Raw genomic sequence first — 26,151 nt, 5'->3', positions numbered from 1 at the left:
ACTCGACGCCGATCTCGGCGTTCTTGGCGCTCTTGGAGCCCTCGGCACGCAGGAACCGATACCGGCAAGCGATACCCGGCAACTGATGGCCGACCGGGGCCAGTGAGCTCGGCCGGATGAGTTTGATCTACACCTGCTGCGGAGGCCGTGACCGCCAGGACCGGCGGTCGTGCGAGGGCGCCGACCTATGCGGCCGTCCGGCCTCGTCGACGTCGGCCGTGGATGTCAGACGGCTCTGGCATCCCGCGCCGGTGACCATGACATGGGCCTCCCTCTGGGAGCTGATGGCCACCCTGAACGGCAACGCCACGCAGGCGAGCTGCCGATGCTTGGCCGAGGAGCTGAGCCGCCGTTCCGTCCACGACATCATCGGCTTCACGGAACGCCATGCTGAGGCTCTCTACCGCCTGGACCAAGAGAGGTTCGGGGTGCTTCCGGTCGCCGCTCAGCCTTCCTGTGCGTCGGTGGGCGCGAGTGGGGTGGTGTCCTTGGCCGGCGGCGATTCGATGGTCACGGGCTGGTTGATGTCGAGGAAGGTGACGGTCAGGTCGAGCGGCCCGTCTCCGGTGCCGACCAGGTCGTCATTGTGCTCGGCCCGCAGTCGGAACTGCTTGGTGCGGTGGTCGCCGCCTATCCACAGGTCCATGGTGAGCGGGTCGGAGACTTCCAGCTGGAAGAACTGATCGAGGCGCCCTCCGATCAAGCCCTTTCTGTTGACCGTCCCTTTGTAGTGCGTGGTCCTCGCGCCGTCGACCGTCTCGGTCCCGATCAGCCGCAGGTCCTTGGACCCGGTCAGAAGCGTGGACTGCGCGGTTGGGTTCGCCTGTAGCTGACTGGGCAGTACGCCGTAGGACTGGTTGTCCACTCCGCCGCGTCCCCACACGGCCGGCGCAGCGCTGAGCCGGCTCTTGCCGTTCAGACTCTCGGGACGTATCGCACTCCCGCCGACGTACATCACCTTGTCGACGAACCGGATCTCGAACGGGGCGTTCCCACCCTGGACGGTCGCAGCGGTCATCTTCATACTCATGGCCAGCGGTTGCGTGTTCATGGAGGCCTCGGCCTCCAGGCGGCCTTTCCCCGGCACGGTCCCGCTGATCCGATAGCGGAGCGACGTGATGTCCTCGGCGTTCTTCCCCGCGGTCGCCACGGCCGCCGCGGGGGTCACCTTCTCGGCGTTCTTCCCCGAGGGCGCCACGGGCGCCGCGGGAGTCACCTCCTCGGCGTTCTTCCCCGAGGGCGCCACAGCCGCCGCGGAAGTCACCTTGGGCAGGTCCGCAACCGCGGAACCGCTCTTGGCGACCCCTCCACAGGCAACCGGTCCCCCCGCGAGCAGTACGGCCGCGAACGCCACGCTCCTCGCTCTGCGCGGTACGGAGACAAGAACGGACATACCCACGAACCCCCAAGGTAGATGGCAGATCCCTGCCAAGGGCCGCGAGCATGACTCGGGGTCTTTCCTGGGGGCTGCTGGGGTCCTGTGAGGTGTATGCGGCCTACACGTCAACGTGGAGCGCGTTGCCGCCGCCCCAGGGGCCGGCCCGGGCTCGCGCGGGCACTTGGTTGGCGTGACGGCGCCGATGCGCCGTTCGCCCTGGCGGTCCGTGATCGTGAGACCTGCTGGTGTGCCGACATCGACGACACGCACTTGTCGTGAGTGTCCTGGGCGGACTCGGTTCGGCCCTGCTCCGGGGCTTCTGGCGCGCGGCGCGAGACCATGAGCCTCATGGACCGGCCGCCCAGGAAGCGCCCCGGTCTTCAGTGCCCCCCTGCCCCAAGTTGTACTATGCAACCAGGGCAGGTCAGGGAGGTGCGTGATGGCATCCGTAGGGTCCGGCGAGCGTGTGGTGCCTACCGGGTCGCAGGCCGACAGGGCGCCGGCCGACGAGGTGACCGCCGAGGGCGTGACCGCCGACGTGGCCGTGGAGATCATCCAGCGCGAGATGACCGTGTTCGCCCGGCGTGCCCGTGCCTCGGCGGGGCGTATGCACCCCGAGCTTTCCCTGGTCGCGTACACCCTCCTCGGTCATCTGGAGGAGGTCGGCGGCTGCCGGGCCACGGACCTCGCCGCGCACTACGCGCTGGACAAGTCCACGGTGAGCCGTCAGGTGGCGGCGCTGGAGCGGGCCGGACTGATCGAGCGGCGGATGGACCCCGAGGACCACCGCGTCCAGGTGCTGCATCTGACAGCGGCCGGTACGGAGATCCTCGCCCAGGTGACCCGCAGCCGCCGCGGCGCCTTCCGCGAGCGGCTCACGGGCTGGCCCGAAGAGGACCTCGCCCGCTTCGCCTCGTATCTGCTGCGCTACAACGCCACGGCGACCACGACCGCCACCGCCGCGGAGAGACTGGACTCCAGGCCGCCGAGGGGCTGACCCGACACCGCGACGGCCTCGTGCGCCTCACTCTCCCCGGGGCGCGGTCGCGCGGCGGGGTGCCCACAGTGGCGCGGTGGGTCGCCCACGGCGGCCGGTGGGCTCGCCCGCGGCGGCGCGGTGTCATGCCACGCCGACGGTCCGGCCGTCTCCCAGGTGCTCGGGTACTCGCGCGGCCATGAAGCGGGTCTTGCGGCGCAGCCGGAAGCCCAGCGCCTCGTAGAGCCGGATGGCACCGGTGTTGCCCGCGGCGGTGTGCAGGAACGGGGTCTCGCCGCGTTCACGGATGCCGTGCGCCACAGCCAGGATCAGGCGTGAGGCCAGTCCCTCCCCGCGGTGTGCGGGGTCGGTGCAGACGGCGCTGATCTCGGTCCAGCCCGGCGGATGGAGCCGCTCGCCCGCCATGGCGATGAGGGCGCCGTCCCGGCGGATCCCGAGATACGTGCCGAGCTCGACGGTGCGCGACAGGAAGGGGCCGGGCCGGGTGCGTTCCACCAGGTCCAGCATCTCCGGCACGTCGGCGGGGCCGAGCGGCACCGCCTCGGCGTCCGGAGCCGCCGCGAGTCCGTCGTCGACGAGCTGGACGCCGTCCAGGCTGAAGATCACCTCCCAGCCGTCCGGGGTCCGCCCGCCGAATCCGGCCAGCGGAACCTCTCCCCCGGGCCCGACCAGGGCCGCCAGATCGGCCCAGTCCTCCTCGTCGGGCTCGTCGGGCAGTGCCAGCCACGGTGAGACGTCCAAGGGATAGCGCAGAACACGTCCGCGCCGCTCGGCGAAGTGCGCGTGGGGCCCGGTCAGGGAGCCGAGGGCCGGATTGTCGAGAGGGTGACGGCCGGGAGAGTCCCCCGCAGCCTCCGGACCTCCGAAACGTGTGGAGACGTGCGCCTCGGTCATCTGCTCCCTCACTCTCCCTCGTTCTCCCTCGCTGTCGTCACCCGTCGCCGAGGCCCGCCCACCGGTTGTACATGTACGGGCCAACGGAGTCGGCTCCAGGAGCAAGGAAGATCGGGGCACGACTATTCCCGGGCGGCGCGAGAGTTCATGTGTTCGCAATGATCAGCGCCCCGCACGCGCTCGAAGCACGGTCCACTTGCGCGTACCGTTGAATGGTTAAGCAACGGCGCGTGCCCGGGACCCCGACCCGCGCGTTCGCGCCGCACCACGCTCGATCCGCGGGCCGTCGTACCCAGCGGCCCTGGAGGCACCACCCGCATGAACGTCACGCGAGGCTTCACCGGGCGCCCGCGCGCCCACAACCCCGGGCTGCCGCCCGGCCAGTACGACGCCGGCGACGACTGGCCCGTCCTGTCCGCCGAGGTCACCCCGGACCTGTCACCCGTCGACTGGACCCTGCGGATCGACGGCCTGGTGGCCGAGCCGCGCACCTGGGACTGGGAGCAGGCGCACGCGCTGCCCACCTCGGCGTACGAGGGTGACATCCACTGTGTGACGAGCTGGTCGAAGTTCGGGGTGCGGTTCGGAGGTGTTTCGCTGGACGCCTTCCTGGAGGCCGTACGACCGGACCCGGCCGCCACCCACGCGGTCGCGTACGCGCATACCGGGTACAGCGCGAACCTCCCGCTGACCGACCTCAGCGGCGGCCGCGCCTGGATCGTGTGGGAATACGACGGGAAGCCACTGCCCGCCGAGCACGGCGGACCGGCGCGGCTGATCGTGCCCCATCTGTACTTCTGGAAGAGCGCCAAGTGGATCGCGGGCATCCGGATCCTCGACCACGACGAGCCGGGCTTCTGGGAGCAGAACGGCTACCACGCCCGCGGCAACCCCTGGGAAGAGCAGCGCTACTCCGGTGACTGAGACCATGACCACGACCATGACCGAGACCACGACCCCGAGCACGGACGAGACCACGGCCGAGGCCTTCGTGCCTCCGACACGGTTCGCCGTACCCGGACGTATCGCCGTGAGCACGGGAACCGCCACCACCTGGCAGACGGCCACGCTCACCGAGATCCGCCGCGAGACCCCCGACGCGGCGACCTTCCGGTTCGCCGTGCCCGCGTGGGAAGGGCATCTGCCCGGCCATCATCTGATGCTGCGGCTCACCGCCGGGGACGGATATGTGGCGCAGCGCCACTACTCCATCGCCTCCGCGCCCGACGACTCCGGGCACATCGAACTGACCCTGGACCATGTCGACGGCGGGGAGGTCTCCGGCTGGTTCCACACCGTGGCCCGGCCCGGCGACTCCGTCGAGGTCCGCGGTCCGCTCAGCGGCTTCTTCGCGTGGCCCGGGGACCGGCCCGCGCTGCTCGTCGGCGCCGGCTCCGGTGTCGTACCCCTGATGTCGATGCTGCGGCACCATCGCGCACGGGGGCTGGACGTGCCGCTGCGCCTCCTCGTCTCCGCGCGGAGCCCCGAAGAGCTCATCTACGCAGGGGAGTACGGCGACGAGACCACAGCCGTGTTCACGCGCGTGGCCCCGGACGGTGTGCCCGTCGGACGTATGGCCACCGCCCATGTGGCACCCCTACTGGCCGAACAGCCGCCGGGTGGTTGGGAGGCCTACATCTGCGGTTCGAACGGATTCGCCGAGCACGCCTCGCGGTTGCTGGTGCAGGCCGGGCAGCCGGTGGACCGGATCCGGATCGAGCGGTTCGGCTAGGGACGGCTGGGGACGGCCAGAGGCGCCTGGGAGCGGCTGGGGGCGGCCAAAGGGTCGAGCGGTTCGGGTGGGGGCGACCGCTTCTCGGACCGGGCCCCCCGGGGTACTCCCGGCGCATCCACCTCCGCGTCGGCCGACAGGCACCCCGGGAACGGCGGGAGGGGGCGAAGACACCCGGACCGGTGTCAGTCGTGGGGCACCACGGCCACCGGACACGTCACCTGCCGGATGGCTGTCCGCGCGGCACGGCCCAGGCGCTCGCCCGCCCGGCGGCCGACGACCAGCAGACCGGCGCCGGTGGACACCCGCAGCAGTTGGTCTCCGGGGCGGCCATGGACGACCTCTTCCACGACCGGGACGTCCGGGAATTTGTGGCACCAGGACCGCAGCGTGCCGGCCAGGGCACGCCGTCGGCCCGTCTCGTGGTCGCGTACGTCGTCCGCCGACGGGACGTCGGACGGCGACACCTCGGACGGCGACGCGTCCGGCGACGGAACGGCGGGCCCGCGATCCCCGTACGGGGGCGGGGTCCAGGCGTGCACCACGAGGAGCGGTGCCGAGCGGACGGCGGCGGTGTCGAAGGCGTAGCCGATCAGGTTGTCGGCGGGGCGCTCCAGGTCGAGTCCGAGCACCACGGGACGGTAGGGCGCTGTGCTCGGGGGCGTGCCGCCCGGCGTGAACTCCCTCTCGTCCGACGGAAGTTCACCCGCGCGGACGAGGACCACCGGACAGGCGGCACTCGCGGCGACGGCCAGGGCCACCGAGCCGGCGAGGAAACCGGCCTGCGCGGAGTGATCGGTGCGGCCGCGCGTGCCGAGCACCAGGGTCTCGGACTCGGCGGCGGCCGCGAGCAGCGCGGGCACCGCGGGAGTCTCGGTGTCGCGCGCCACGATGTCCAACGCCGGGTGTGCGTAGGCAAGTTGGATCGCGGCCCGGTCGAGCGCCGACCTGGTGCACCCGGCGGGTACGTCGACGTCGGGAACGCGCGCGGACACTCGGTGCTGTGTGCCCGCGTGCAGGAGACGCAACGGGAGGCGACGCCGTCCGGCCTCGCGGGCCGCCCAGTCGGCCGCGTCCAGACTGGCGGGCGAACCGTCTATTCCTGTGGTGATGGTGGTGGCGGAGTTCATGACCTGTGCCTTTCGGGGCTTGGGCGACGGATGCCGTGCCGCCGTCTTTCGCGCACGACGTCGCCGGGATGTCGGCCGACGGGTGTATCCGGCCGACGGCGGGGCAGTCGGGGTGCGCCCGGGTGTCGCGGGCGGGACCGGCCGGTCCGTCGCCATCGGGGCTCCTGTCCGCCGACGCGGTGATGCGCGGGTTCCACGACGGACGGGAATCAGTCGTACGGCGCGGGAGTCCGTGCCCTACGGCGAAGGCTCGATACCGCCCCGCGCGATGGGGACGGGCAGGGGTGTGGCGGGTGAGCACGCAGCCGGTGAGGAGCGAACCGGCCGCGTACGGCGGGCTGTTCGACACCGGAGTCGCATAGCGTCGGTCGCCGGTCGCCGTGAACGTCCGGGCGCCGACGCGGCGCACGGCAGTGAGGAGGGGACATGCGAACCCGGGTACCCGGCTGGCGCTGGCGCCGCAATCCGCTGCGCCGACGCTCCGACGTCGTCGAGGCGTGGTGGGCGCTGGCCGCCGGCGTTCTGCTCTTCGTCTGCTCGCCGCTCGCGGGCGCGTCGGTGGGATGGTCGACGTACGAGGGGGCACAGGCGCACGCGGCGGCGCAGCGCGCGGCCCTGCACCAGGTCCGTGTCGTGCTCGCGAAGGACGCGCCGGCCACGGTGCCCACGACGCCGGGCGGCAGCCGACGTTCCTTCCCCGTGCCGGCCCGGTGGACGGAGTCCGACGGGACGGCACGGACCGGCCTGGTACGGGTGCCCGCAGGCCTGCGCCGGGGTACGCGCATCGAGGTGTGGACCGATGCCCGGGGAGAGATCGTGCGTCCGCCGTCGAGCACGTTCGTGATCCGGCAACAGGCGCTGGCGATGGGGGTCTTGACCACCACGGGCGGGGTCTTCGCCCTTCTCCTGGCGCACCTCTGCCTGCACCGGGCCCTGGCGCGCCGCCGGCTGGACCGGTGGGAGCACGACTGGGCACGGACGGAACCTGACTGGACCCGGCGCACGGCCTGAGGCCCGCCCGTGGGCCGGAGCCCTCGTTCCCGGCACGGCCGTGGCGGGCCTCCGAAGGCGGACGTACGGTGTGATCATCCGCACCCGTATGCCGAAAGGTGGTCCTTGATGGCCCTGTTCGACCTTCCTCTCGACGAACTCCGCACCTACCGCAGTGCGTCCGCCGAGCCCGCGGACTTCGACTCGTTCTGGGCCAAGACGCTCCAGGAAGCCGGTGAGCACGACCTCTGCGCCCGCTTCGAGCCGGTCGAGGCCCCGCTGAAGACCGTCGCGATCCACGACGTCACGTTCGCCGGGTTCGGCGGGCATCCGGTCAAGGGCTGGCTGATCGTGCCGGCCTGGGCGAACTCGCCGCTGCCCACCGTCGTCGAGTTCATCGGGTACGGCGGCGGACGCGGGCTCGCGCACACCCACCTGCTGTGGGCCTCGGCCGGGTTCGCGCACTTCGTGATGGACACGCGTGGCCAGGCGAGCGGCTGGGGCGGCGGCGACACCCCGGACCCGGTGGGCAGCGCGCCCGCCTTCCCCGGATTCATGACGCGCGGGATCGAGGACCCCGAAACCTACTACTACCGGCGCCTGTTCACGGACGCGGTGCGCGCAGTGGAGGCGGCCCGCTCGCATCCGCTGGTCGACGCGTCGCGCGTCGCGGCACTCGGCGGGAGCCAGGGCGGCGGCATCACGCTCGCGGTGGGCGGTCTGGTGCCCGACCTGGTGGCCATCGCACCCGACGTGCCGTTCCTGTGCGACTTCCCGCGCGCCACGACACTCACGGACCGCGCCCCCTACCGGGAGATCGGCAACTACCTCAAGACCCACCGTGGCCGCACCGAACAGGTGCAGCGCACGCTCTCCTACTTCGACGGGGTGCACTTCGCCGCTCGGGGCCGGGCTCCCGCCCTGTTCTCGGTCGCGCTGGAGGACCAGACCTGCCCGCCGTCGACGGTCTTCGCGGCCTTCAACGCCTGGGCCGACGAGGACAAGCAGATCGAGGTGTACGACTTCAACGACCACGAGGGCGGCGGCCCCTACCAGCAGGCCGCACAACTGCGCTGGCTGCCCGCCCACGTCTGAGTCCCTCACGGGACACGGCCCACCTCCTGTGCGGGCTCCGGCCGGGCCAGCCCGCGGTCTCCGCCGTCAGACCGCTGCCCGGAGCGGTCGCCGGGCTCCTGGCCGCCCGCGTTTCCGGAGGGAGCAGCGGGTCAACAGCCCGTAGGGGCCCGGTCCGAGGAGTTTCGGACAGGATGGGTTCGGCGGGTTCCGCGATCTCGCGGAGCCGGAAACGGGGCCGGGGGGAGCGCGTGACGAACCGCCGCGGCCCGCACAGGGCAGTCGGCTCAAGGGAGTCGGGGCTCGCCGACGGCCCGTGCGGAAGGCGCGGGGCAGGGGCCGCGCCGACCAGGGGCGCGGACTGGAATCGGCCGAAGTGCCTGGACGCCCTTTCCTGGTGGTTTAGACCAATGCTAGATGTGGTGGCGCACTGAGCCCACGCGGCTACGTTTTGTCACCACGCAGGAGGCGCGGACATGGCCCGCACCACCCATCCGACCGACCACGAACCCCTCTACGCCCGGATCGCCGCACAACTGCTCGGCGAGCTGCGCGACGGAACCATCCCGCCCGGTGAACGCCTGCCGGGAGAACGCGAGTTGTCCACCCGGTTCGGCGTCAGCCGGGAGACCGTACGGCAGGCGTTGCAGATGCTGCGGCGCGACGGCCAGGTCTCCACCGACCGGCGGGGCAGCCATGCGACGCTGTCCGGCAACGGCGCCGGACACGTCCCGTCCCTCGACTTCCCCGTCGGCGCGCACACCGGCGAACCCGACGGCTGCCGCCGCGCCACCGTCACCTGGGAGACTCCCCCGCCGGAACACGCCGAGGCCCTCGGACTCGCCCCGCTGCGGGCGACGTTGGTCCATCGCTACGAGTCGGCCGCCGCCGACGGCAGCGGACTGCGCTCGGCCGTTACGTCCTTCTCCGCGATCGCGGTGACCGAGGTCGAGGAGCTGGCCCGCTACCGCGACCGCGCGAACGGCCACGCGTCGGCGCAGCTCTCACGGGCCTACGACTGGATGCGCAAGGCGGGTCTGACGCTGCACCACCGGGACGCGATCACCCGGCTCCCGCAGTCGGTGCGGGTCACCCGGCGCGTGCACGACCAGTACGACCGGCCGCTGGAGATCACCGACCTGACCGTGGACGCCCAACAGGACGCGCTGGTCTACGAGTTCACACTGCCGGCGGCCGAGTGAACTCCGCCGGCCGGACGTTCGGGCCGGGTGCCCCGCCGGTCATCCGACGCCCGGGGCTCTGCCCTGGGTGTGCCCTGAATCCTGGCGCGTGGCCACGACCATCCGGGCCCGTGGGCTGCCGTCGCGTCGGCGGCCGAACCCGGTCAGCGGGTGAAGCTCCGTCCGGAATCCGGCCCGCGCCAGTTCCCGCTCCACGTCGTGCAGCCGGAACGCGCGGTAGTACATGACGAAGGTCGGGCGCCGGACGGCGTTGCGTACGCGCATCACCGTGTCGAAGCCCAGCAGGGCCCAGTACCAGGGCGAACCGGGCCGCGGCGGAGCCATGACCGGGAACGCGAAGCGTCCGCCGGGGCGCAGGACGGCGTGCACCCCGGCGAACAGGCCCGGCAGCTCACGCGGCAGGAAGTGCCCGAAGGCACCGAAGCTCACGACCAGGTCGAACGCGGGCCCGAAGGGCAGGGCGCGGGCGTCTCCACGCACCCAGGCGACCGACGGGGTCCCGCCCTGGCGCGTCCCCGCCCGGACCGGTGAGTCGCCCTCGCCCGTCCCCGCCCGGACCGGTGAGTCGCCCTCGCCCGTCCCCGCCCGGGACGACGAGCCGTCCTCGCCCGTCCCCGGCGAGGACGGTGAGCCGTCGGCATCGAGTCGCGCGCGTCCGACCTTCAGCATGCCCGTGCTGATGTCGACGCCCGTGACGCTCTCCCGGCACAGCCCCCGCAGGACCTCCATGCCCGCGCCGGTACCGCAGCAGAGGTCGAGTCCCGCGGTGAACGGCCCCAGCGGCCCGAGGGCCCGCCCCACCGCGTCGAGGATCGCGTCCGGGGTGCGGAACGGGGTGTGATCGAACTTGGGCGCCAGCAGGTCGTAGCCGTGCTCGATCGACGAGAGGGCCTGCACGGCCAGTTCGCGGAGGGTGGGACCTTGCGGGGTGAACATCCCGCCGAGCTTAGGGGCTGTCGTCCGGATCGGGTCACAGGGTGCGGCGGGCGTCTCCCCGGCGAGGTCCCGCTTCGGCGCGGCACGAGCCGGGCGACCGTGCCGAGGGGCAGCGTGCGCCGGATGCGCTGATCTATCGTCCGGTCATGACCTCGTTCCGCCCCGCCCCCGCCTGGCTGGCCGACGCCGTCTTCTACCAGATCTACCCGCAGTCGTTCGCCGACTCGAACGGCGACGGCATCGGCGACTTCGACGGAATCGCCGAGCGCCTCGACCACCTCGCGTGGCTGGGCGTCACCGCCGTATGGCTCAACCCGTGTTTCGTGTCCCCGTTCGGCGACGCCGGATACGACGTCGCCGACTACCTGGACGTCGCGCCCCGCTACGGCTCGTCCGAGGATCTCGCCCGTCTGGTCGAAGAGGCGCGCCGCCGCGGTGTCCGCGTGCTCCTCGACCTCGTGGCGGGTCACACCTCCGACCAGCACCCCTGGTTCCGGGCCGCGATGGACGATCCGGCCGACGACCGCTACATCTGGGCGCCCGAGGGCTCCCCGGAGGGTTTCGTACCCTCCCCCGGGACCCGCCCGGGTGCGTATCTGCCGAACTTCTTCGCCTTCCAGCCCGCCCTCAACTTCGGTTACGGGCGCGCTCATCCGGCCCAGCCCTGGCGCCGGCCGGTCGACGCGGAGGGCCCGCGCGCCAATCGTGCCGCGTTGCGCACGGTCATGGACCACTGGCTGGGCCTCGGGCTGTCCGGCTTCCGCGTGGACATGGCCGCCTCGCTGGTGAAGGACGACCCCGGCAAGAAGGAAACGGCCGCGGTCTGGACGGAGTTGCGTCACTGGCTGGACCGCGCGCACCCGGACGCCGTGCTGCTCTCGGAGTGGGGCGAACCCGAGGTGGCCGTCCCCGCGGGGTTCCACGCCGACTTCTTCCTCCAGTTCGGCGGCCCCACCGACGGGCGCGCCCTGCGTTCGCTCTGGAGCAACGGCGAAGGCACGGTCAACGAGGCCTGGGACCCGCTCGACTGCTTCTTCGACGCCGAGGGCCGTGGCTCCCCACGCCCCTTCCTGGAGGCCTGGCAGCACGCGGCCGCCGCGGTCGGCGAGAACGGCTTCATCGCGCTCCCGACCGCCAACCACGACTTCTCCCGCCTCAACTGCGGCCCCCGCACGGCCGGTCAGCTACCCGCCGCCTTCGCCTTCCAACTGACCTGGCCGACGCTGCCGGCGATCTACTACGGCGACGAGATCGGCATGCGCTACGTTCCGGGACTGCCCGAGAAGGAGGGCAGCGTGCTGGGACCGCGCTACAACCGCGCGGGCTCGCGCACACCGATGCAATGGGACGACAGCCCCAACGCGGGCTTCTCCACGGCCCCCGCCGACCGCCTCTACCTCCCCGTGGACCCGTCCCCGGACCGCCCGGCGGTCGCCGCCCAACGGGCCGACGACACCTCGCTCCTGCATCTCGTACGCCGTCTCGTCGCGCTGCGCACCGGCTCCCCGGAACTGGGGCCGGGCGGCTCGGTGGAGGTGGTGCACGCCGGTTATCCGTTCGTGTACGTGCGGGGCGGCCGCTATCTCGTCGTGGTCAATCCACGCCGGGAGCCGGCGAGTTGCCGGTACGACGGCGGGGCGGACGCCCGCTCCCTGGAATCCGACGGCGTCAGGATCGACTCCGCCACCGTGCACACCGAGGGGTTCGGTTACGGAGTCTTCGAGCTCGTCGGGCGGCGGACGGGACACTGAGCACGGGCAGGGTCAGCTCCCCAGGCGAAGGCCCGCCAGCCAGACGTCCGGGGCTCCCGGGCCCGCTTCCGTGTGCGGGGCGGACTGCGCCGGGCCGAGATCCTTCGGCCGTGTACGGCGGACGCGCAGCAGGCGGAGCGCTCTCCTGCCGCGCGGCAGGGGGACTTCGGCGGTCATGGGACCCTCCTGGGAGGTCGGGTGACTGTTGCCACTCCCGAGGGACGACCGTCGGGAGGTTCCTTCACTCCACCGACGAACGGATCCTAGGCAGATCGACACTCCCCGAGCCGCTTCTCCAGGAATCTCCGCTCGGCCTCGTTCTCCACCAGTTCGAGGGCCCTGGTGTACGCCTCGGCGGCCTCCGTCGCACGGCCGGCGCGGCGCAGCAGGTCCGCGCGGGTGGCGGGGAGCAGGTGGTACGCGTCCAGCTCGCCCTCCGCCTCCAGTTCGGCGACCAGGGCGAGCCCGGCGTCGGGGCCTTCGGACATGCCCACGGCGACCGCCCGGTTGAGCCGGACCACGGCGGAGGGCACGAAGCGCCGGAGTTCGCCGTAGAGGGCCGCGATGTCGGCCCAGTCGGTCTCCTCGGGCGTGGCGGCGGTGGTGTGGCAGGCGGCGATCGCGGCCTGGATCTGGTACGGGCCGGGGCGCCCGCGGCGCAGGGCGGTCTCCAGTAGTGCGGCGCCCTCGTCGGCCTCGGCGCTGTCCCAGGCGGTACGGTCCTGGTCCTCCAGTGTGACGAGGTGGCCCGAGGCGTCGACGCGCGTGCCGCGTCGGGCGTCATGGAGCAGCAACAGCGCGAGCAGGCCGAGGACTTCGGCCTCGTCGGGCATCAGGCGGGCCAGGATCCGGGCGAGGCGGATCGCCTCGGCGCAGAGGTTCGTGCGCACCAGATCGGCCCCGGCCGTGGCGGCGTACCCCTCGTTGAACAGCAGGTAGAGCACGCCGAGGACGCCCGTGGTGCGCTCGGGCAGGAGGTGCGCGGGCGGTACGCGGTACGGGATGCCCGCGTTGCGGATCTTCCGTTTGGCGCGCACCAGCCGCTGCGCCATCGTCGCCTCGGGGACGAGGAAGGCGTGCGCGATCTCGGCCGTGCTCAGGCCGGCCAGGGTGCGCAGGGTGAGTGCCACCCTGGCCTCGATGGGCAGCGCCGGGTGGCAGCAGGTGAAGACCAGCCGCAGCCGGTCGTCATGGACGCCGCTCCCGTCGTCGGATTCCGGTTCGTACGGGTTGTACGGGTTGTACGTGCCGTACGGGTCGTACAGTCCCTCGTCGCGTGCCGACACCGCCGCCTCCCGCAGCTTCCGTGCGCCCACCGCCTCCCGGCGCAGTACGTCCAGGGCACGGTTGCGCGCGGTCGTGGTCAGCCAGGCGCCGGGGCGGCGCGGTACTCCGTCGCGCCGCCACCGGTCGAGCGCCTGGGCGAAGGCGTCCTGCGCGCACTCCTCGGCGAGGTCCCAGTCGCCGGTCACCCTGATCAGGGTGGCGACGACCTGACCCCACTCCTCGCGGAACGCGGCGGCGACCGCCTCCTCGACGTCGTCGTTCACTCCCAGACCGGTCGCACCTCCACCGAACCGCCGCCCAGCGCCACCGGGTGCCGGGACGCGAGCGCGATGGCCTCGTCGAGGTCGGCGACCTCGATGACGTCGATGCCCGCGACGTACTCCTTCGTTTCGGCGAACGGTCCGTCGGTGAGCAGGACTTCGTCGCCCTGGACCCGGACGGTGGTGGCGTCGGCGGCCGGCCGCAGCCGGGCGCCGCCCTTCATGGGGCCGCGGTCGCGCACCTCCTGGATGTACGAGGTGAAGCGGGGGTCGTCGGCGATCTCCTCGGGGCCGAGCTCCTCGCCGTCGACGGGCGTGCAGATGAAGAGGGCGTACTTCACGATCAGGCCTCCCCGGTCACCGGGAGGCCGGCGGGCGACGGCACCGAGGTGTGCTGGTGGACGATCCGCCAGCGGTCGCCGGCCGCGCGGTAGCCCGTGGTGACGCGTGCGGTGGTGTCCAGCGTGCCGCCGTCGACGAGCGTGGCGCGCAGGCGCACCAGGGCGTGGCTGAAGGCGACGCTCTCGTCGACGCGCAGCCGGAAGTCGAGCACCTCGCGGTCGGCGGGTCCGGCGAGCGTCGAGAACCACAGTTCCTCAGCCTTGCGCAGGGCGTCGACACCGCTCTGCTCCAGGCCGCTCACGGAGTGGAACACCTCGACGTCCGGGGCGTAGCAGGCCATCGCCCGGTCGACGTCCCGCTCGCGTGCGGCCTCGGTGAGCTCCGCGTCCAGGCGGCGGATCTCCGTACCGGCGTCGCCGTCCTCCCAGAACGCGCGGACCTCCAGGGCGCCGATGGTGGCGACCGGGTGTTTGGCGGCGGCCTCGACCGCCTCCTCCAGGTCGGCGCAGTCGAGGATGTCGAAGCCTGCGACGTACTCCTTCGTCTCGGCGAACGGCCCGTCGGTGCGCAGCACTTCGCCGTCGCGCACCCGCACCGTGACCGCCTCCGCGGGCAGCCGGAGCCGGTGGCCGTGCAGCCGTACGCCGCGCTCGGCGCCCAGTTCCTCGACCCAGGGCTCGACGGGCGCCATGCCGGAGGCGTCGGCTGTGTCGTCGCCGCAGACCAGCAGCATGTACTTCATGGTTCCTCCCGGTGCTCATGAGCTTCCTACACCCCACCGACGAACGGCACCGCGGCACATCGACAGGGGGTGGCGGCTTTTTCTCCCGGGACGCGGACCGGACCGGCGCGTCCCACACCCGGCCGGTCCGCGCCGTGTCAGAGGCGGGAGGCTCCGGGCCGGACGGGAAGGGCCCGGACACTGTTGCCGACGAAGCTGGCGTGCCGGACGAGCTCCGCCTCAAAGACGGCGAGGTCGAGGTCGGGGAAGCGGGTGAACAGCCGTTCCAGGGCGACGGTGGCCTCCATCCGGGCGAGCGGGGCGCCCAGGCAGTAGTGGGCGCCGTGCCCGAGGGAGAGGTGCCGGACAGCGCCGGGACGGCCGGGACGGGTGATGTCGAAGCGGTCGGCGTCCGGACCGTGCGCGGCCCGGTCGCGCCCCGCCGCCGAGTATCCGGCGAGGACGGGAGTGCCCCGGGGGACGACGGTCCCGTCGACGGTCAGGTCCCGCACCGGATAGCGGAACGGGAAGTAGCTGACGGGCGCGTCCCAGCGCAGGGTCTCCTCGACGACGTCCGCCCAGCTCGACTCGCCCTTCTGGACCGACTCCAGTTGGTCCCGGTGCCCGCACAACGCCCGTACGGCGTTGGTGATCAGGTTCAGTGTGGTCTCGTGCCCGGCGATGATCATGAGTACCAGGGTGCCGATGAGTTCCTGCTGGCTGAGCCGGTCACCCTCCTCGTCCCGGGCGGCGATCAGCGCGCTGGTGAGGTCGTCACCGGGGTTCTCGGCGCGCGCGGCCGCGACGGCGCCGAGCACGGCCACCAGTTCGCGGTTCGCCGCGACGGCCTGCTCCGGGCCGATGTCGGTGGCGACGACCTGGTTCGACAGATGGTGCAGCCGGTCGAGGTACTCGGCGTCGACACCGAGGAGTTCGCCGATGACGCCCATCGGCAGCGGCAGCGCGAAGTGCCGGCGCAGGTCGGCCACTCCTCCGCCCTCCTCCGCCGCCGTGAGCAGGCCGTCGAGTAGTCCGGAGGTCAACTCTTGGATCCGAGGCCGCAGTTGCTCGACCCGTCGCACGGTGAACGCCTTGCTGACCAGGGATCGCAGCCGCCGGTGGTCGTCGCCGTCGGCGGTCGTCATCCCCTGCACGGTGGCGAAGGTCAGCAGGGGCCAGCCGGCGGCTATCCGCCCCTCGCGCAGGGCCGTGAAGTGCTGGGCCCCCTTGGCGACGTCCGGGTGGGCGAGGAACTCCTTCAACGCCTCGTGCCCGAGCACCACCGCGCCTTCCACCTGGCCGGGCAGCTCCACCGTCGCGACGGCGCCCCTCGCGAGCAGCCGCGCGTTGTCGGCGTGCGGACAGCCGCCCGCGGGGTCCATGCGGTGCGGCGTGACGGGCGAGGTGTCCACCGGGTTCTCCTTGCTGCTGAGCCGAGTTGGCGGTCGCACGACGCCGACGGACGCCGTACGACGCTCGATTGTGCCTGCTCAGCGCGGAGAGGGAGGGTCAGCTGTCGAGATCGTCGGCGAAGTGGCGGAATCCGTGCCGGTCGCGGTGCATGCCCCACAGGGTCTCCGCGAGAACGTCCGGGTCCTTCCTCGCGTGCCCGGGGATGATCGCGCCGGGAATGACGAGCTGCCCGACATGGATGCCGTCGCCGGCGAGGGTGTCGTGGAGGAGATGGCCGTACGCGCTCTCGGCGGCGAACGCGATCGAGGTGCCGGCCCGGTCGGCGTGCGGGATCACCGCGCTGCCGCCGTTGACGAGGAGGACCGTGCCACGGCCGAGCGAGCGCATCCCGGGGAGCACCTGGCGCACGGCGGCGATGGGCCCGTAGACGGAGAGCTCGATCGGACCGACCAGGTCCTCGGGACCGGTCTCCAGCACCGGCCGCATGAATGCCGGCTGCGGGACCGGGCTGTACTGGAGCACCTCGATCGGGCCGAGGGCGCCGGACGCGGTGTCGAGAGCCGCCGCGAGGGCTTTCGGGTCGCGTACGTCGGCGGCGAATCCGCGCGCCGTCACCCCCGAGTCGGCGAGCTCGGCGGCGAGAGCGTCCACCCGCTCCTGACGGCGCGAGACGAGCGCGACGTCGAAGCCCTCACGGCCGAAGCGGCGGGCGACGGAGGCGCCGAGACCGGGTCCCGCACCGATGATGGCGATCGTGGTCATGGTCCTCACCTCGGTGATCCGATCAGGTCGAAGGAACCGGCGAGCCGCTCGAAGACGGTCAGTTCAGCGTAGGGGCGCCACCGGAGAACCGATACCGCACGGCCACCGGCACCCGCGGAGGGCGTCCACCGCACACCCGGCGCACGGCACCGGCACGACCGCAGGAACCCCGCACCGTCCCGCGGCGCGACCTGCGCCCTGACCTGCGCCGACGGCGTCCGCGCCCACCCGTGGGCCGAGCGGCGCCTGCGGGTGTCGCGGGCGGGCGAGACGCGGATCACTGCCGAAACGTCGCCGTCGGTGGTAGTCTCTCCTCAGCACTCGTGTACGCCTCTCCTTTCAGGCGCCGGTGCCAGTTCTCTTCTCTCGGCTGTCACGCCGTCGATTCGACCGGCCGACCAGCTTCTCGGCGCCACCTCCCGCGTACGTCCGGGGATCGCTCCCGTCGTACCCGAGGTGATGTCGCCGCCGCACCGAGGCGCGCCCCGCGCCCTCCCTTCGCGGCCTCTCCCCCTTCCTTCCGCATGTCACATGCAGTCCCGTCCGTGAGAGGACATCCCATGACCACCACACTCGAACGCCCCCCTGTACAGCAGCGGCCCCAGTCCCCGGTCGCCACCGGTGTCCTCGACATCGACGGCAGCGGGAAGGGGCACCTGCGCTCCGCGAACTGCCTGCCCTCGCCCACCGACCTCCAGGTCTCCCCCGCGCTGATCCGTCGTCACGGCCTGCGCAAGGGCGACACCTTGGAAGGAGTGCGCGGCGGGCCCCGGACCCTCACCGAGGTCGAGCGGATCAACGGCCGCACGCCCGAAGAACTGCGCCGCCGCCCCCACTTCGGCGACCTCACCCCGCTGCACCCCCGCGACCGGCTCCGGCTGGAGCACCCGGCGAGCGGGCTGACCGGACGCGTCGTCGACCTGGTCGCGCCGGTCGGCAAGGGCCAGCGCGGCCTGATCGTCGCCCCGCCCAGGACCGGCAAGACGGTACTGCTCCAGCAGATCGCCGCAGCCGTGGCCGGCAACCACCCCGAATGCCATCTCATGGTGGTTCTGCTCGACGAGCGGCCCGAGGAGGTCACCGACATGCGGCGTTCCGTACGCGGCGAGGTCTACGCCTCCACCTTCGACCAGACGCCGAGGCAGCACATCGCGCTCGCCGAGCTCGTGATCGAGCGGGCCAAGCGGCTCGTCGAAGCGGGCCAGGACGTCGTGATCCTGCTGGACTCGCTCACCCGGCTGTGCCGGGCGCACAACAACGCGGCCGCCGCCGGCGGGCGCACCCTCAGCGGCGGGGTCGACGCCGCCGCGCTCCAGGGCCCCAAACGGCTCTTCGGCGCCGCGCGCCTGGCCGAGGAGGGCGGCTCGCTCACGATCCTCGCCACCGCCCTGGTGGAGACCGGTTCCCGCGCCGACGACTACTTCTTCGAGGAGCTGAAGGGCACCGGCAACATGGAGCTCCGGCTCGACCGGAACCTGGCCGACCGGCGCGTCTTCCCGGCCGTCGACATCACTCCCTCCGGCACCCGTCGCGAGGAACTCCTGCTGTCCACACCCGAGTTGACCGCCGTACGAGGACTGCGCCGGGCCCTGCGGACGCGGGACGGGCAGGGGAACCTGGAAACGCTCCTGGAACGGCTGCGCGCCACCCCGGACAACGCCGCCTTCCTGCGCCGGATTCAGCCCACCCTGCCCTCCTGACCCGCGCCCCTGCGGCATCCGGGTGCTCGATGCCGCCACGCGGCCCGGCCACCCCGGCGTGTCGCGAGTCCGTTCCTACGTTTGCGGTATGACCATCGGATTCTCATTCCGGGCCGCCGCCTCTCGCACCTCGGTCACGCGTGCCGCCCTCACCTGCTCCGCCGTCTGCCTGGCCGGCGTGCTGGCCGCCGCGCAGAGTCCGGCCGCCGCGCTCAGCGGTGCGGCCACCCGGGCGCCGGCGCCCGCCGCGTCGCCGCCCTCGACGCTCTACCAGCCGGGGACGCAGGTACGGCCCCGGGCCGGGGCGCCCGAGGTCCCCGAGGACATCTCCGCGCTGTCCTGGGTGGTGGCCGACGCCCGCACCGGCGACGTGCTCGCCGCGCACAACGCCCACCGCAGACTGCCGCCCGCCAGCACCCTCAAGACCCTGTTCGCCCTCACCGTCATCCCGGCGCTGCCCGGCGCCACCCGGCACACCGTCAAGGAGGAGGAACTGGAGGGCATCGGCGCGGGCAGCAGCATGGTCGGCGTGGCCGAGGGAATCACCTACAAGGTGGCGGACCTGTGGCGCGGCGTCTTCCTCAACTCCGGCAGCGACGCCGTGCACGTGCTCGCCGCCATGAACGGCGGCTGGACGAACACCGCCACCGAGATGCAGGCCAAGGCCCGCTCCCTCGGCGCCCGCGACACCCAGGTCATCTCGCCCGACGGGTACGACACCCCCGGTCAGGTCTCCTCGGCGTACGACCTGGCGGTCTTCGGACGGGCCGGGCTGCGCAACCCGGACTTCGCGCGCTACTGCTCCACGCCCGAGGCGATGTTCCCCGGCGAGGCGGGCTCCACGTACGGCATCCAGAACACCAACCGGCTGCTCACCGGCGCGAACGGGGTGGAACCGTACCCGGGTCTGATCGGGGTCAAGAACGGCTACACCACCAACGCGGGCAACACCCTGGTCGCCGCCGCCAGGCGAGGCTCGCGCACCCTCGTCGTCACGGTGATGAACCCTCAGGCGGGCGGCGGGTTCACCGTGTACGAGGAGGCGCGCTCGCTGCTCGACTGGGGCTTCGCGGCGGACGGCCGGGTCGATCCCGTGGGGACACTGCTCGACACCCGTTCGGTACCGGCCGCGGGCCCCTCCGCCCAGGCCGGACGCGCCGCTCAGGCCGGACCCGCCGGGCGGCCCGGTCCCAGCACCCGGCCCGGTCCCGGCACCCGGCCCGTGACCACCGCACGGCCCGTGGCCGCCGCGTCCCCGGACGACGAAGGGCTCGGCTGGTCCGACGCGGCCGAGATCGCGGGCGCCGCCGTCCTGGGCGCCGCGGGCGTCGCTCTCGCCCTGCGGCTCAAGCCCCGCCGGACCCCGCGCGGCTGACCGGCGGGCAGCCACAACAGCAGCCCGAGCGTGATCCACGTATAGGCGTTGCTGCCGAGGAAACCGTCGAAGCCAGAAGCGTCGTCGAACCACAGCCACACCACGCTGCTGCACAGCACCGCGTACAGGACCGCCGCGACCCGCAACCGGCGCCGGTGCAGCAGCACGGCGAACGACGGCAGCAGCCACACGAGATGGTGCACCCAGGTGATCGGGCTGACCAGACAGGCGGCGAGCCCGGTGAGGGCGAAGGCGGCGGTCCAGTCCTCGTCGGCCAGGGCCCACGAGGTCCGCCACGCCCAGACGCACAGGACCAGCAGGGCCGCCGCCGCCCACACGGCCCGGCTCGGTTCCTCCGGTGCCACGAGCCGGGCCAGCACTCCCTGAAGCGACTGGTTCGAGACGTAGGACGCGCGCCCGATGCGCGTCGTGTCCCACAGGGCGTCGGTCCAGTAGAAGCGCGAGGCGTCCGGCTCCACCCAGGCCGCCAGCGCGGTGGCCGCCGCGGCGACGGCCGTGGCGACCCCGGCGGCACGCCGGCGGCGGCCGAGCAGCAGCAGCGCGATGAAGAGTGCCGGGGTGAGCTTGACCGCCGCGGCCAGGCCGATGCCCACGCCCGCCGGGCCGCCCCGCCCGCGGGCCAGCAACCAGGCGTCGCTCAGCACGAGGGCGAGCAGGACGAGGTTCACCTGGCCGAAGCTGAAGGTGTCGCGTACCGGTTCGAACAGCGCCAGCAGACAGGCCGTCAGAGCGAAGCCGAACCAGCCGTAACGGCGCAGCCGGGGTCCGACCAGGATGCCCACCACCAGGGCCAGCGCCAGGACGTTGAGCAGCAGTCCGACGGCGATCGCCGTACGCAGCCCGATCAGCGCCATCGGCAGCATGCCGAGGGCCGCGAACGGCGGGTAGGTGAAGCCGTACGACGTTCCCGGCTCCCGGTAGTCGTAGATGCTGCCTCCGTGGTGGACCCAGGTGTCGACCGCCCCGTAGTAGACACGCAGGTCGAACCAGTCGCGCAGCAGCGGCACGGTGGCCGTGAACACGCCGACGGCGACGGCCAGTCCGAGGACCAGGACGAGCCGCCGGCGATCGGTCTCTTCCGTCATGCCGTCCGCTCCAGTACGGGTGCCTGCGGCCGTGCCGCCTGGTGGGCCTGCCAGAGCACGACGAGGGCGAGCGCTCCCCCGGAGACGGCGAGGATCACCTGTCCGGCGCCCGCGGGCGACCCGCTCGGCAACACCGCGAGCGCGAGCACGGCACTGGCGGCGGCGACCCGGCTGCGCACCGAGGTCGTGGGGGCCGCGGCCGCGATGAGGAACAGCCCCCACAGGGCGTACCAGGGCCGGACGGCCGGCCCGAACACGGCCACCGCGGCCAGGCTCAGGCCGAGTGCGTAGACCGGGTGCGGGCGCAGCCGCAGCCAGATGAAGAGCAACAGGCCCACGGTCGCCACGAGTCCGGCGGCGTGCCAGGCGGGCATCGCGAACGGCGCGAGTCCGCTGCCGAGCTTCTGGAGCACGGCGCCGGTCGCCCGCCCGAGGACGCTGGTGGGCGACCAGTTGTGCGGCGAGACGGGGGTCTTCAGCGCGGCTATCCAGCCGTAGCCGGTACCGGCCACGGCGGTCGCGGCGACCGTCGTGGCGACCGCGACCGGCAGGGTGGTCGCCGTGGCCCGCGCGAGCCCCCGGCGCCCCTGCCCGCGCCCGCGCAGCGCGATGACCGCGACCAGCCCGAGCGCGGCGGGCACCTTGACGAGTGCGGCGAGCGTGACCAGCACGACGCCGACGACGGGCCGGTGGCCGCGCGCGGCCACCAGGCCGACACCGAGCAGGCCGAGCATGATGGCGTCGTTGTGCGCACCGGCCACCAGATGCAGCAGGACCAGCGGGTTGAGCGCGCCCAACCACAGCGCGGCGGCGGGATCGGCGCCGCTGTGCCGGGCGAGGCGGGGCAGGGCCGCGGCCATGAGGGCGACGCCGAGCAGGGCGACCATCCGCATACCGAGCAGTCCGGCGGGTATCTCCCCGCGGGTCAGCGCCGACAGGCCGCGGGCGACGGCGAGGAAGACCGGGCCGTACGGCGTCGCCGTCCGCTGCCACACGGGCGCCACCTCGTCCGCGAGCGGGCCGCCGAGTCGCGCGGGTCCGTTCGCGTACACGTCGATGTGGGCGTCGACCATCGCGCCCTGTGCGAGGTAGCTGTAGACGTCCCGGCTGAAGAGCGGCGGCGCGAGCAGCAGCGGCGCCGCCCAGGTGGCCAGAACGAGCAGCAGGGAGCGCGGAGTCGGCGGTTCGGGCCCGCGCACGACGGTGCCGAGCAGTGCCCACGCGGCTATCAGCAGGACGACGCCGAAGTACACCCCGACCAGGCCCAGCACGGCCCGGCCCGACTCGGGGGCGAGGAGGTCGTGCGCGGGCAGGGCTCCCGCGGTCTCGCCGCCCAGCGCGAGGAAGGCGGTACCGGCCAGGCCGATGGCCTGGCAGCGGTGGAGATCGACGGGGAAAGGCATGGCCGGCACTCCGCCAGCGTGTCAACGCCGAGTGGCCGAGAGGCGACGCGGCGCTCTCCTGGCGGGGTCCGGCGCGTGACCTCCGTGTGGTGCTCCCGGAATCGGCGGACGCCGGAGCGGTCGTGTCGCCCGCCGGCACCGGGGCGGTCGCGGGGCCCGCGGACATCGGGGCGGTCGCGGGGCCCGCGGACGCCGGGGCGGACGCCGGGGCCCGCGGACGCCGAGGCGGTCGCCGGGCCGGGCTAGAAGACCGACAGCCCGGTCAGGGTCGTGAAGCGGTCCAGGGCGGCCACGCCCGCCACCGAGTTGCCCCGCTCGTCGAGACCCGGGCTCCAGACGCACAGGGTGCAGCGGCCGGGGACCACGGCGATGATGCCGCCGCCGACCCCGCTCTTGCCCGGCAGCCCGACCCGGTAGGCGAAGTCGCCCGCGGCGTCGTAGGTCCCGCACGTCAGCATGATCGCGTTGACCTGTTTGGCCTGGCTCTGGGTGAGCAGCCGGCCGCCGTCGGCGCGGATGCCGTGCCGGGCCAGGAATCCGGTGGCGAGGGCGAGGTCGGCGCATGACGCGGCGATGGAGCACTGCAGGAAGTACTGGTCGAGCAGCACCGGCACCGGGTTGTCGATGTTGCCGTACGACGCCATGAAGTGGCCGAGTGCCGCGTTGCGGTCGCCGTTCGCGGTCTCGGAGGCGGCGATGTCCTTGTCGAAGGTGAGCCGCTCGTTTCCGCTCTCGGCCCGCAGGAACTCCAGCAGGGTGCCGGCCGCGTCCCCGGTCCGGGTCTGCAGCCGGTCGGTGACGACGAGGGCTCCCGCGTTGATGAACGGGTTGCGCGGGATGCCGTTCTCGTACTCCAACTGGACCAGGGAGTTGAAGGGGTTGCCCGAGGGCTCCCGCCCGACGTGCTCCCACAGCGCGTCGCCCTCGCGGGCCAGGTCGAGGGCGAGCGTGAAGACCTTCGTGATGGACTGCGTGGAGAACGGCTGCTGCCAGTCCCCGACGCCGTACACCGTGCCGTCGAGCTCCGCCACGGCCATGCCGAAGCGGCGTGGGTCGCAGGCCGCCAGCGCCGGGATGTAGTCGGCGGGCCGCCCGCGTCCCGGTGTCTGCGCGATCTCGGTGGCGATGCGCTCCAGGACCGGCTGGAAGGTCAGGGAGGACGGGTACGACGGATTCGCGGGCATGATCGCCATTGTGCCGCCCGCCCGGCCGGGCGGCCCATCGGTTGTGACGGGCCCTCCGTCGGGGCCCGCGCCCTGTGTCCGGCCCTTGCCGCGGCCGTGGATGTCCGCGCCGTGGGCGCCACCGGGTCGCCGCAGGGGACGCCGAGCGGGGCGTGGCGAACGGCACAGGGGGCGCGAAGCCTGGAATCCGGCTTCGCGCCCCCTGTGGGCGAATCGTTCATGCCCCGAGACCGGCTCGCGCCGGCGCCCGGGTGGGTGTCAGCTGTCGATGATGCCCGCGCCCAGCAGCCCGAAGAGCAGCACGCCGATGACGATGCGGTAGATCACGAAGGCGTTGAACGAGTGCTTGGCGACGAACTTCAGCAGCCAGGCGATCGAGGCGTAGGCGACGACGAACGACACGACGGTGCCGACGATGAGCGGGGCGGCGCCCACTCCGGTGCCCAGGGCGTCCTTGAGCTCGTACAGGCCCGCGCCGGTGAGGGCCGGGATGCCGAGGAAGAAGGAGAGCCGGGTGGCGGCGACGCGGTCCAGGTCGAGGATGAGGCCCGTCGACATGGTGGCGCCGGAGCGCGAGAAGCCGGGGAAGAGCAGGGCGAGGATCTGGGAGCTGCCGACCAGCATCGCGTCCTTGAAGGAGACGTCGTCCTCACCGCGCTTGTGGCGGCCCATCTGGTCGGCCGCCCACATCACGGCACTGCCCGCGATCAGCGAGCCGGCGACCACCCACAGGGAGGCCAGCGGACCCTCGATGAGCGGCTTGGCCGCGAGACCCACGGCCACGATCGGGATCGTCGCGTAGATGACCCACCAGGCGAACTTGTAGTCGTGGTTGTGCCGCTCGTCCTTGTTGCGCAGCCCGCGTCCCCAGGCGGAGACGATCCGCACGATGTCCTTGAAGAAGTACACGAGCACGGCGGCGATCGCGCCGACCTGGATGACCGCGGAGAAGCCGACGACGGCGTCGTCGTCGACGGGGATGTTCATCAGTCCCTCGGTGATCTTGAGGTGACCGGTCGAGGACACGGGAAGGAATTCGGTCACCCCCTCGACGACTCCGAGGACGACGGCCTGACCGACGTTGATGACGCTCATGGGATCCAGTTCTGAGGAGTTGGTCGACAGTGCTGTAGACAGTGCAGGAGACAGTGTTACCTATGCGCGCGGACGCCCGTCAGCTACGTCCACAAAGCTTGCGCAAACGAGACTCCGGCGAACGCCGCGCCGAGGCCCGCCGTCACGCTCACGATCACGTTGGCGGCAGCGTAGAACCCCGCACCGGTCTCGGTCAGCCGCAGGGTCTCGTACGAGAACGTCGAGTACGTGGTCAGCGCCCCGCACAGGCCGGTCCCGAGCAGCAGTTGCAGGTGTCCTGGCACCTGACCGGCCGAGGCCGCTCCGGTCAGCGCACCGAGAACCAGGCACCCTGTCACGTTCACGACGAGGGTGCCCCAGGGGAAGACCGTATCGTGCTTGAGCTGTACCGCCCGGTCGGTCAGATACCGCAGGGGCGCTCCGACCGCCGCGCCGAGGATCACCAGCAGCCAGTTCACAACGACTTCTCACCCGCCCCCGGTCGGTCGTCGCCGGAGGCGCGGGGGGCGCCGGAGGTGTCCGTGGGGGCGGCGCCCCGGCCCGCGTAGCGGATGACCTCGCAGTCGTCGAGGATCACGAGACCCTCGGTGACGAGTTCGTCGAGCTGCGGCAGGAAGGCCCGTACACGCTCCTCGGTGTCCACGACGATCACGGCCACCGGAAGGTCCTCGCTGAGCGAGAGCAGCCGCGAGGTGTGGATGAGCGAGGAGGCGCCGAATCCCTCGATGCCCCGGAAGACGCTGGCGCCCGCGAGGCCCGCCGCGTGGGCACGGTGCACGATCTCCGCGTAGAGCGGCTTGTGGTGCCAGGTGTCGTTCTCCCCGATGAAGACCGTCACCCGCAGCGCACTGCCCGTCAGTCTTGTCATCGCCGCCTCCATGCCAGGGCGCGGCGGGTCGCCGCGACTCCGAGCCACACCGCCGCGAGCGCCGCGCACAGGGTCGCGGCGAGATAGCCGAGCCCGATGCCCGCGTGGCCCGCGCCGATCAGCTTCCGGATGTCGACGGCGTACGTCGAGAAGGTGGTGAAGCCGCCGAGGACCCCGGTGCCGAAGAAGGGGCGTACGAGGCGGTGCGCCCGCCACGCGTCGGTGATCAGCACCATGAAGACGCCGATCACGGCACAGCCCACGACATTGACCGCGAAGGTCGTCCAGGGGAAGGCGTCGGCCGGGGTGGGCCACAACCGCGCCGCGCCGTACCGGGCCGTGGCGCCGACGGCGCCGCCGAGGGCGACCACCGCGACGACCGGGCCCTGGCCGTGCCAGGGGGACGCCCCGCGCGCGGGCGCGCGTACGGGGGCGCCGGACTCACCGACGCGTTCGGGATGCGGGACTGTCATGTGCTGGGGCTCCTACTCGCCGGGCCGGTGCGGGCACACGGCATCGCAAGCAGGGACCGTTGGCGGCATCCGTGCCGC

Annotated in this window: 25 protein-coding genes and 1 pseudogene; 9 read left to right on the top strand and 17 right to left on the bottom strand. The window is 72.6% G+C overall.

From position 1 onward, the window contains the following. Positions 1-445 precede the first annotated feature (445 nt). Positions 446-1,393 carry a hypothetical protein gene (locus tag OHT01_RS35345; RefSeq protein WP_328557178.1) on the bottom strand — a complete coding sequence of 316 codons (948 nt, stop codon included), beginning with the start codon at positions 1,391-1,393 and terminating at the stop codon, positions 446-448. Positions 1,394-1,943: 550 nt separating this feature from the next. Between OHT01_RS35345 and OHT01_RS35340 the strand changes: the two genes are divergently transcribed. After that, positions 1,944-2,375 carry a MarR family winged helix-turn-helix transcriptional regulator gene (locus OHT01_RS35340; protein ID WP_328558376.1) on the top strand — a complete coding sequence of 144 codons (432 nt, stop codon included), beginning with the start codon at positions 1,944-1,946 and terminating at the stop codon, positions 2,373-2,375. 123 nt (positions 2,376-2,498) lie between these two features. Here the strand turns inward: OHT01_RS35340 and OHT01_RS35335 are convergent, their stop codons facing one another. Beyond that, positions 2,499-3,269 carry a GNAT family N-acetyltransferase gene (locus OHT01_RS35335; RefSeq protein WP_328558375.1) on the bottom strand — a complete coding sequence of 257 codons (771 nt, stop codon included), beginning with the start codon at positions 3,267-3,269 and terminating at the stop codon, positions 2,499-2,501. A gap of 318 nt (positions 3,270-3,587) precedes the next feature. Between OHT01_RS35335 and OHT01_RS35330 the strand changes: the two genes are divergently transcribed. Further along, the gene (locus OHT01_RS35330; RefSeq protein WP_328557177.1) at positions 3,588-4,193 is read left to right on the top strand and encodes a sulfite oxidase-like oxidoreductase; all 606 of its coding nucleotides are present in this window, start codon (positions 3,588-3,590) and stop codon (positions 4,191-4,193) included. Between the two features lie 16 nt (positions 4,194-4,209). After that, positions 4,210-5,001 (top strand): ferredoxin reductase, encoded by a 792-nt coding sequence (locus tag OHT01_RS35325; protein ID WP_443043561.1) that lies wholly within the window; start codon positions 4,210-4,212, stop codon positions 4,999-5,001. 185 nt (positions 5,002-5,186) lie between these two features. Here OHT01_RS35325 and OHT01_RS35320 read toward each other — a convergent pair whose 3' ends face one another. Further along, complete coding sequence (locus OHT01_RS35320) at positions 5,187-6,131, bottom strand: universal stress protein (protein WP_328557175.1); 945 nt, start codon at positions 6,129-6,131, stop codon at positions 5,187-5,189. A 426-nt stretch (positions 6,132-6,557) separates the two neighbouring features. Here OHT01_RS35320 and OHT01_RS35315 point away from each other — a divergent pair, with 426 nt between their 5' ends. The 3 genes from OHT01_RS35315 (at position 6,558) to OHT01_RS35305 (ending at position 9,397) form a co-directional block, all read left to right on the top strand. Continuing rightward, on the top strand, positions 6,558-7,142 hold the full coding sequence (locus tag OHT01_RS35315; RefSeq protein ID WP_328557174.1) for an Rv1733c family protein: 585 nt from the start codon (positions 6,558-6,560) through the stop codon (positions 7,140-7,142). A gap of 108 nt (positions 7,143-7,250) precedes the next feature. Beyond that, positions 7,251-8,216: an acetylxylan esterase gene (locus OHT01_RS35310; RefSeq protein WP_328557173.1), complete on the top strand. Its 966-nt coding sequence runs from the start codon at positions 7,251-7,253 to the stop codon at positions 8,214-8,216. Between the two features lie 455 nt (positions 8,217-8,671). Beyond that, a complete protein-coding gene (locus tag OHT01_RS35305) occupies positions 8,672-9,397 on the top strand; it encodes a GntR family transcriptional regulator (RefSeq protein WP_328557172.1) in 726 nt (241 codons plus the stop codon). A 39-nt stretch (positions 9,398-9,436) separates the two neighbouring features. On the opposite strand, the gene OHT01_RS35300 is transcribed toward OHT01_RS35305, so the two are convergent. Then, positions 9,437-10,333 (bottom strand): class I SAM-dependent methyltransferase, encoded by an 897-nt coding sequence (locus tag OHT01_RS35300; protein WP_328557171.1) that lies wholly within the window; start codon positions 10,331-10,333, stop codon positions 9,437-9,439. Between the two features lie 146 nt (positions 10,334-10,479). On the opposite strand from OHT01_RS35300, the gene OHT01_RS35295 reads away from it, so the two are divergent. Beyond that, positions 10,480-12,084, top strand: a complete 1,605-nt coding sequence (locus OHT01_RS35295; RefSeq protein WP_328557170.1) for an alpha-amylase family glycosyl hydrolase — start codon at positions 10,480-10,482, stop codon at positions 12,082-12,084. A 12-nt stretch (positions 12,085-12,096) separates the two neighbouring features. Here OHT01_RS35295 and OHT01_RS35290 read toward each other — a convergent pair whose 3' ends face one another. From OHT01_RS35290 to OHT01_RS35265, 6 genes are all read right to left on the bottom strand, one after another. Next, a complete protein-coding gene (locus tag OHT01_RS35290) occupies positions 12,097-12,261 on the bottom strand; it encodes a hypothetical protein (protein WP_328557169.1) in 165 nt (54 codons plus the stop codon). A gap of 86 nt (positions 12,262-12,347) precedes the next feature. Next, positions 12,348-13,640: an RNA polymerase sigma factor gene (locus tag OHT01_RS35285; RefSeq protein WP_405918569.1), complete on the bottom strand. Its 1,293-nt coding sequence runs from the start codon at positions 13,638-13,640 to the stop codon at positions 12,348-12,350. Continuing rightward, positions 13,631-13,972: a YciI family protein gene (locus OHT01_RS35280; protein ID WP_328557167.1), complete on the bottom strand. Its 342-nt coding sequence runs from the start codon at positions 13,970-13,972 to the stop codon at positions 13,631-13,633. The genes OHT01_RS35285 and OHT01_RS35280 overlap by 10 nt, the downstream gene beginning before the upstream one ends. Before the next feature lie 2 nt (positions 13,973-13,974). After that, positions 13,975-14,715 (bottom strand): nuclear transport factor 2 family protein, encoded by a 741-nt coding sequence (locus OHT01_RS35275; RefSeq protein ID WP_328557166.1) that lies wholly within the window; start codon positions 14,713-14,715, stop codon positions 13,975-13,977. A gap of 137 nt (positions 14,716-14,852) precedes the next feature. Beyond that, a complete protein-coding gene (locus OHT01_RS35270) occupies positions 14,853-16,106 on the bottom strand; it encodes a cytochrome P450 family protein (protein ID WP_328557165.1) in 1,254 nt (417 codons plus the stop codon). Between the two features lie 97 nt (positions 16,107-16,203). Next, positions 16,204-16,869, bottom strand: a complete 666-nt coding sequence (locus OHT01_RS35265; RefSeq protein ID WP_328557164.1) for an SDR family NAD(P)-dependent oxidoreductase — start codon at positions 16,867-16,869, stop codon at positions 16,204-16,206. A 560-nt stretch (positions 16,870-17,429) separates the two neighbouring features. Here OHT01_RS35265 and rho point away from each other — a divergent pair. Both rho and OHT01_RS35255 read left to right on the top strand, forming a co-directional pair. Continuing rightward, positions 17,430-18,569 (top strand): transcription termination factor Rho, encoded by a 1,140-nt coding sequence (gene rho / locus OHT01_RS35260; RefSeq protein WP_328557163.1) that lies wholly within the window; start codon positions 17,430-17,432, stop codon positions 18,567-18,569. A gap of 88 nt (positions 18,570-18,657) precedes the next feature. Further along, positions 18,658-19,944 carry a D-alanyl-D-alanine carboxypeptidase family protein gene (locus tag OHT01_RS35255; protein ID WP_328557162.1) on the top strand — a complete coding sequence of 429 codons (1,287 nt, stop codon included), beginning with the start codon at positions 18,658-18,660 and terminating at the stop codon, positions 19,942-19,944. A 224-nt stretch (positions 19,945-20,168) separates the two neighbouring features. Here OHT01_RS35255 and OHT01_RS35250 read toward each other — a convergent pair. The 7 genes and pseudogenes from OHT01_RS35250 to crcB (OHT01_RS35220) all read right to left on the bottom strand — a co-directional run. Beyond that, positions 20,169-21,050: pseudogene (locus tag OHT01_RS35250) on the bottom strand (glycosyltransferase family 87 protein); the annotation flags it as partial. Next, positions 21,047-22,453, bottom strand: a complete 1,407-nt coding sequence (gene mptB / locus OHT01_RS35245) for a polyprenol phosphomannose-dependent alpha 1,6 mannosyltransferase MptB (RefSeq protein WP_328557161.1) — start codon at positions 22,451-22,453, stop codon at positions 21,047-21,049. The pseudogene OHT01_RS35250 and the gene mptB, both read right to left, overlap by 4 nt. Before the next feature lie 242 nt (positions 22,454-22,695). Then, entirely contained in the window at positions 22,696-23,646 is a 951-nt protein-coding gene (locus OHT01_RS35240; RefSeq protein WP_328557160.1) for a glutaminase, read from the bottom strand. Between the two features lie 249 nt (positions 23,647-23,895). After that, positions 23,896-24,732 (bottom strand): undecaprenyl-diphosphate phosphatase, encoded by an 837-nt coding sequence (locus OHT01_RS35235; RefSeq protein WP_328557159.1) that lies wholly within the window; start codon positions 24,730-24,732, stop codon positions 23,896-23,898. Positions 24,733-24,815: 83 nt separating this feature from the next. Continuing rightward, on the bottom strand, positions 24,816-25,190 hold the full coding sequence (crcB, locus tag OHT01_RS35230; RefSeq protein WP_328557158.1) for a fluoride efflux transporter CrcB: 375 nt from the start codon (positions 25,188-25,190) through the stop codon (positions 24,816-24,818). Then, on the bottom strand, positions 25,187-25,600 hold the full coding sequence (locus tag OHT01_RS35225) for a DUF190 domain-containing protein (RefSeq protein WP_328557157.1): 414 nt from the start codon (positions 25,598-25,600) through the stop codon (positions 25,187-25,189). The genes crcB (OHT01_RS35230) and OHT01_RS35225 overlap by 4 nt, the downstream gene beginning before the upstream one ends. Next, a complete protein-coding gene (crcB, locus tag OHT01_RS35220) occupies positions 25,597-26,073 on the bottom strand; it encodes a fluoride efflux transporter CrcB (protein ID WP_328557156.1) in 477 nt (158 codons plus the stop codon). Before crcB (OHT01_RS35220) ends, OHT01_RS35225 begins: the two co-directional genes overlap by 4 nt. Positions 26,074-26,151: the final 78 nt, after the last annotated feature.

The sequence above is a fragment of the Streptomyces sp. NBC_00358 genome (assembly GCF_036099295.1).
In the GTDB taxonomy this organism is placed as follows: Bacteria; Actinomycetota; Actinomycetes; order Streptomycetales; family Streptomycetaceae; genus Streptomyces.
The sequence above is the reverse complement of the archived record's forward strand: the minus strand, read 5'-3'. Positions and strand labels throughout refer to the sequence as shown.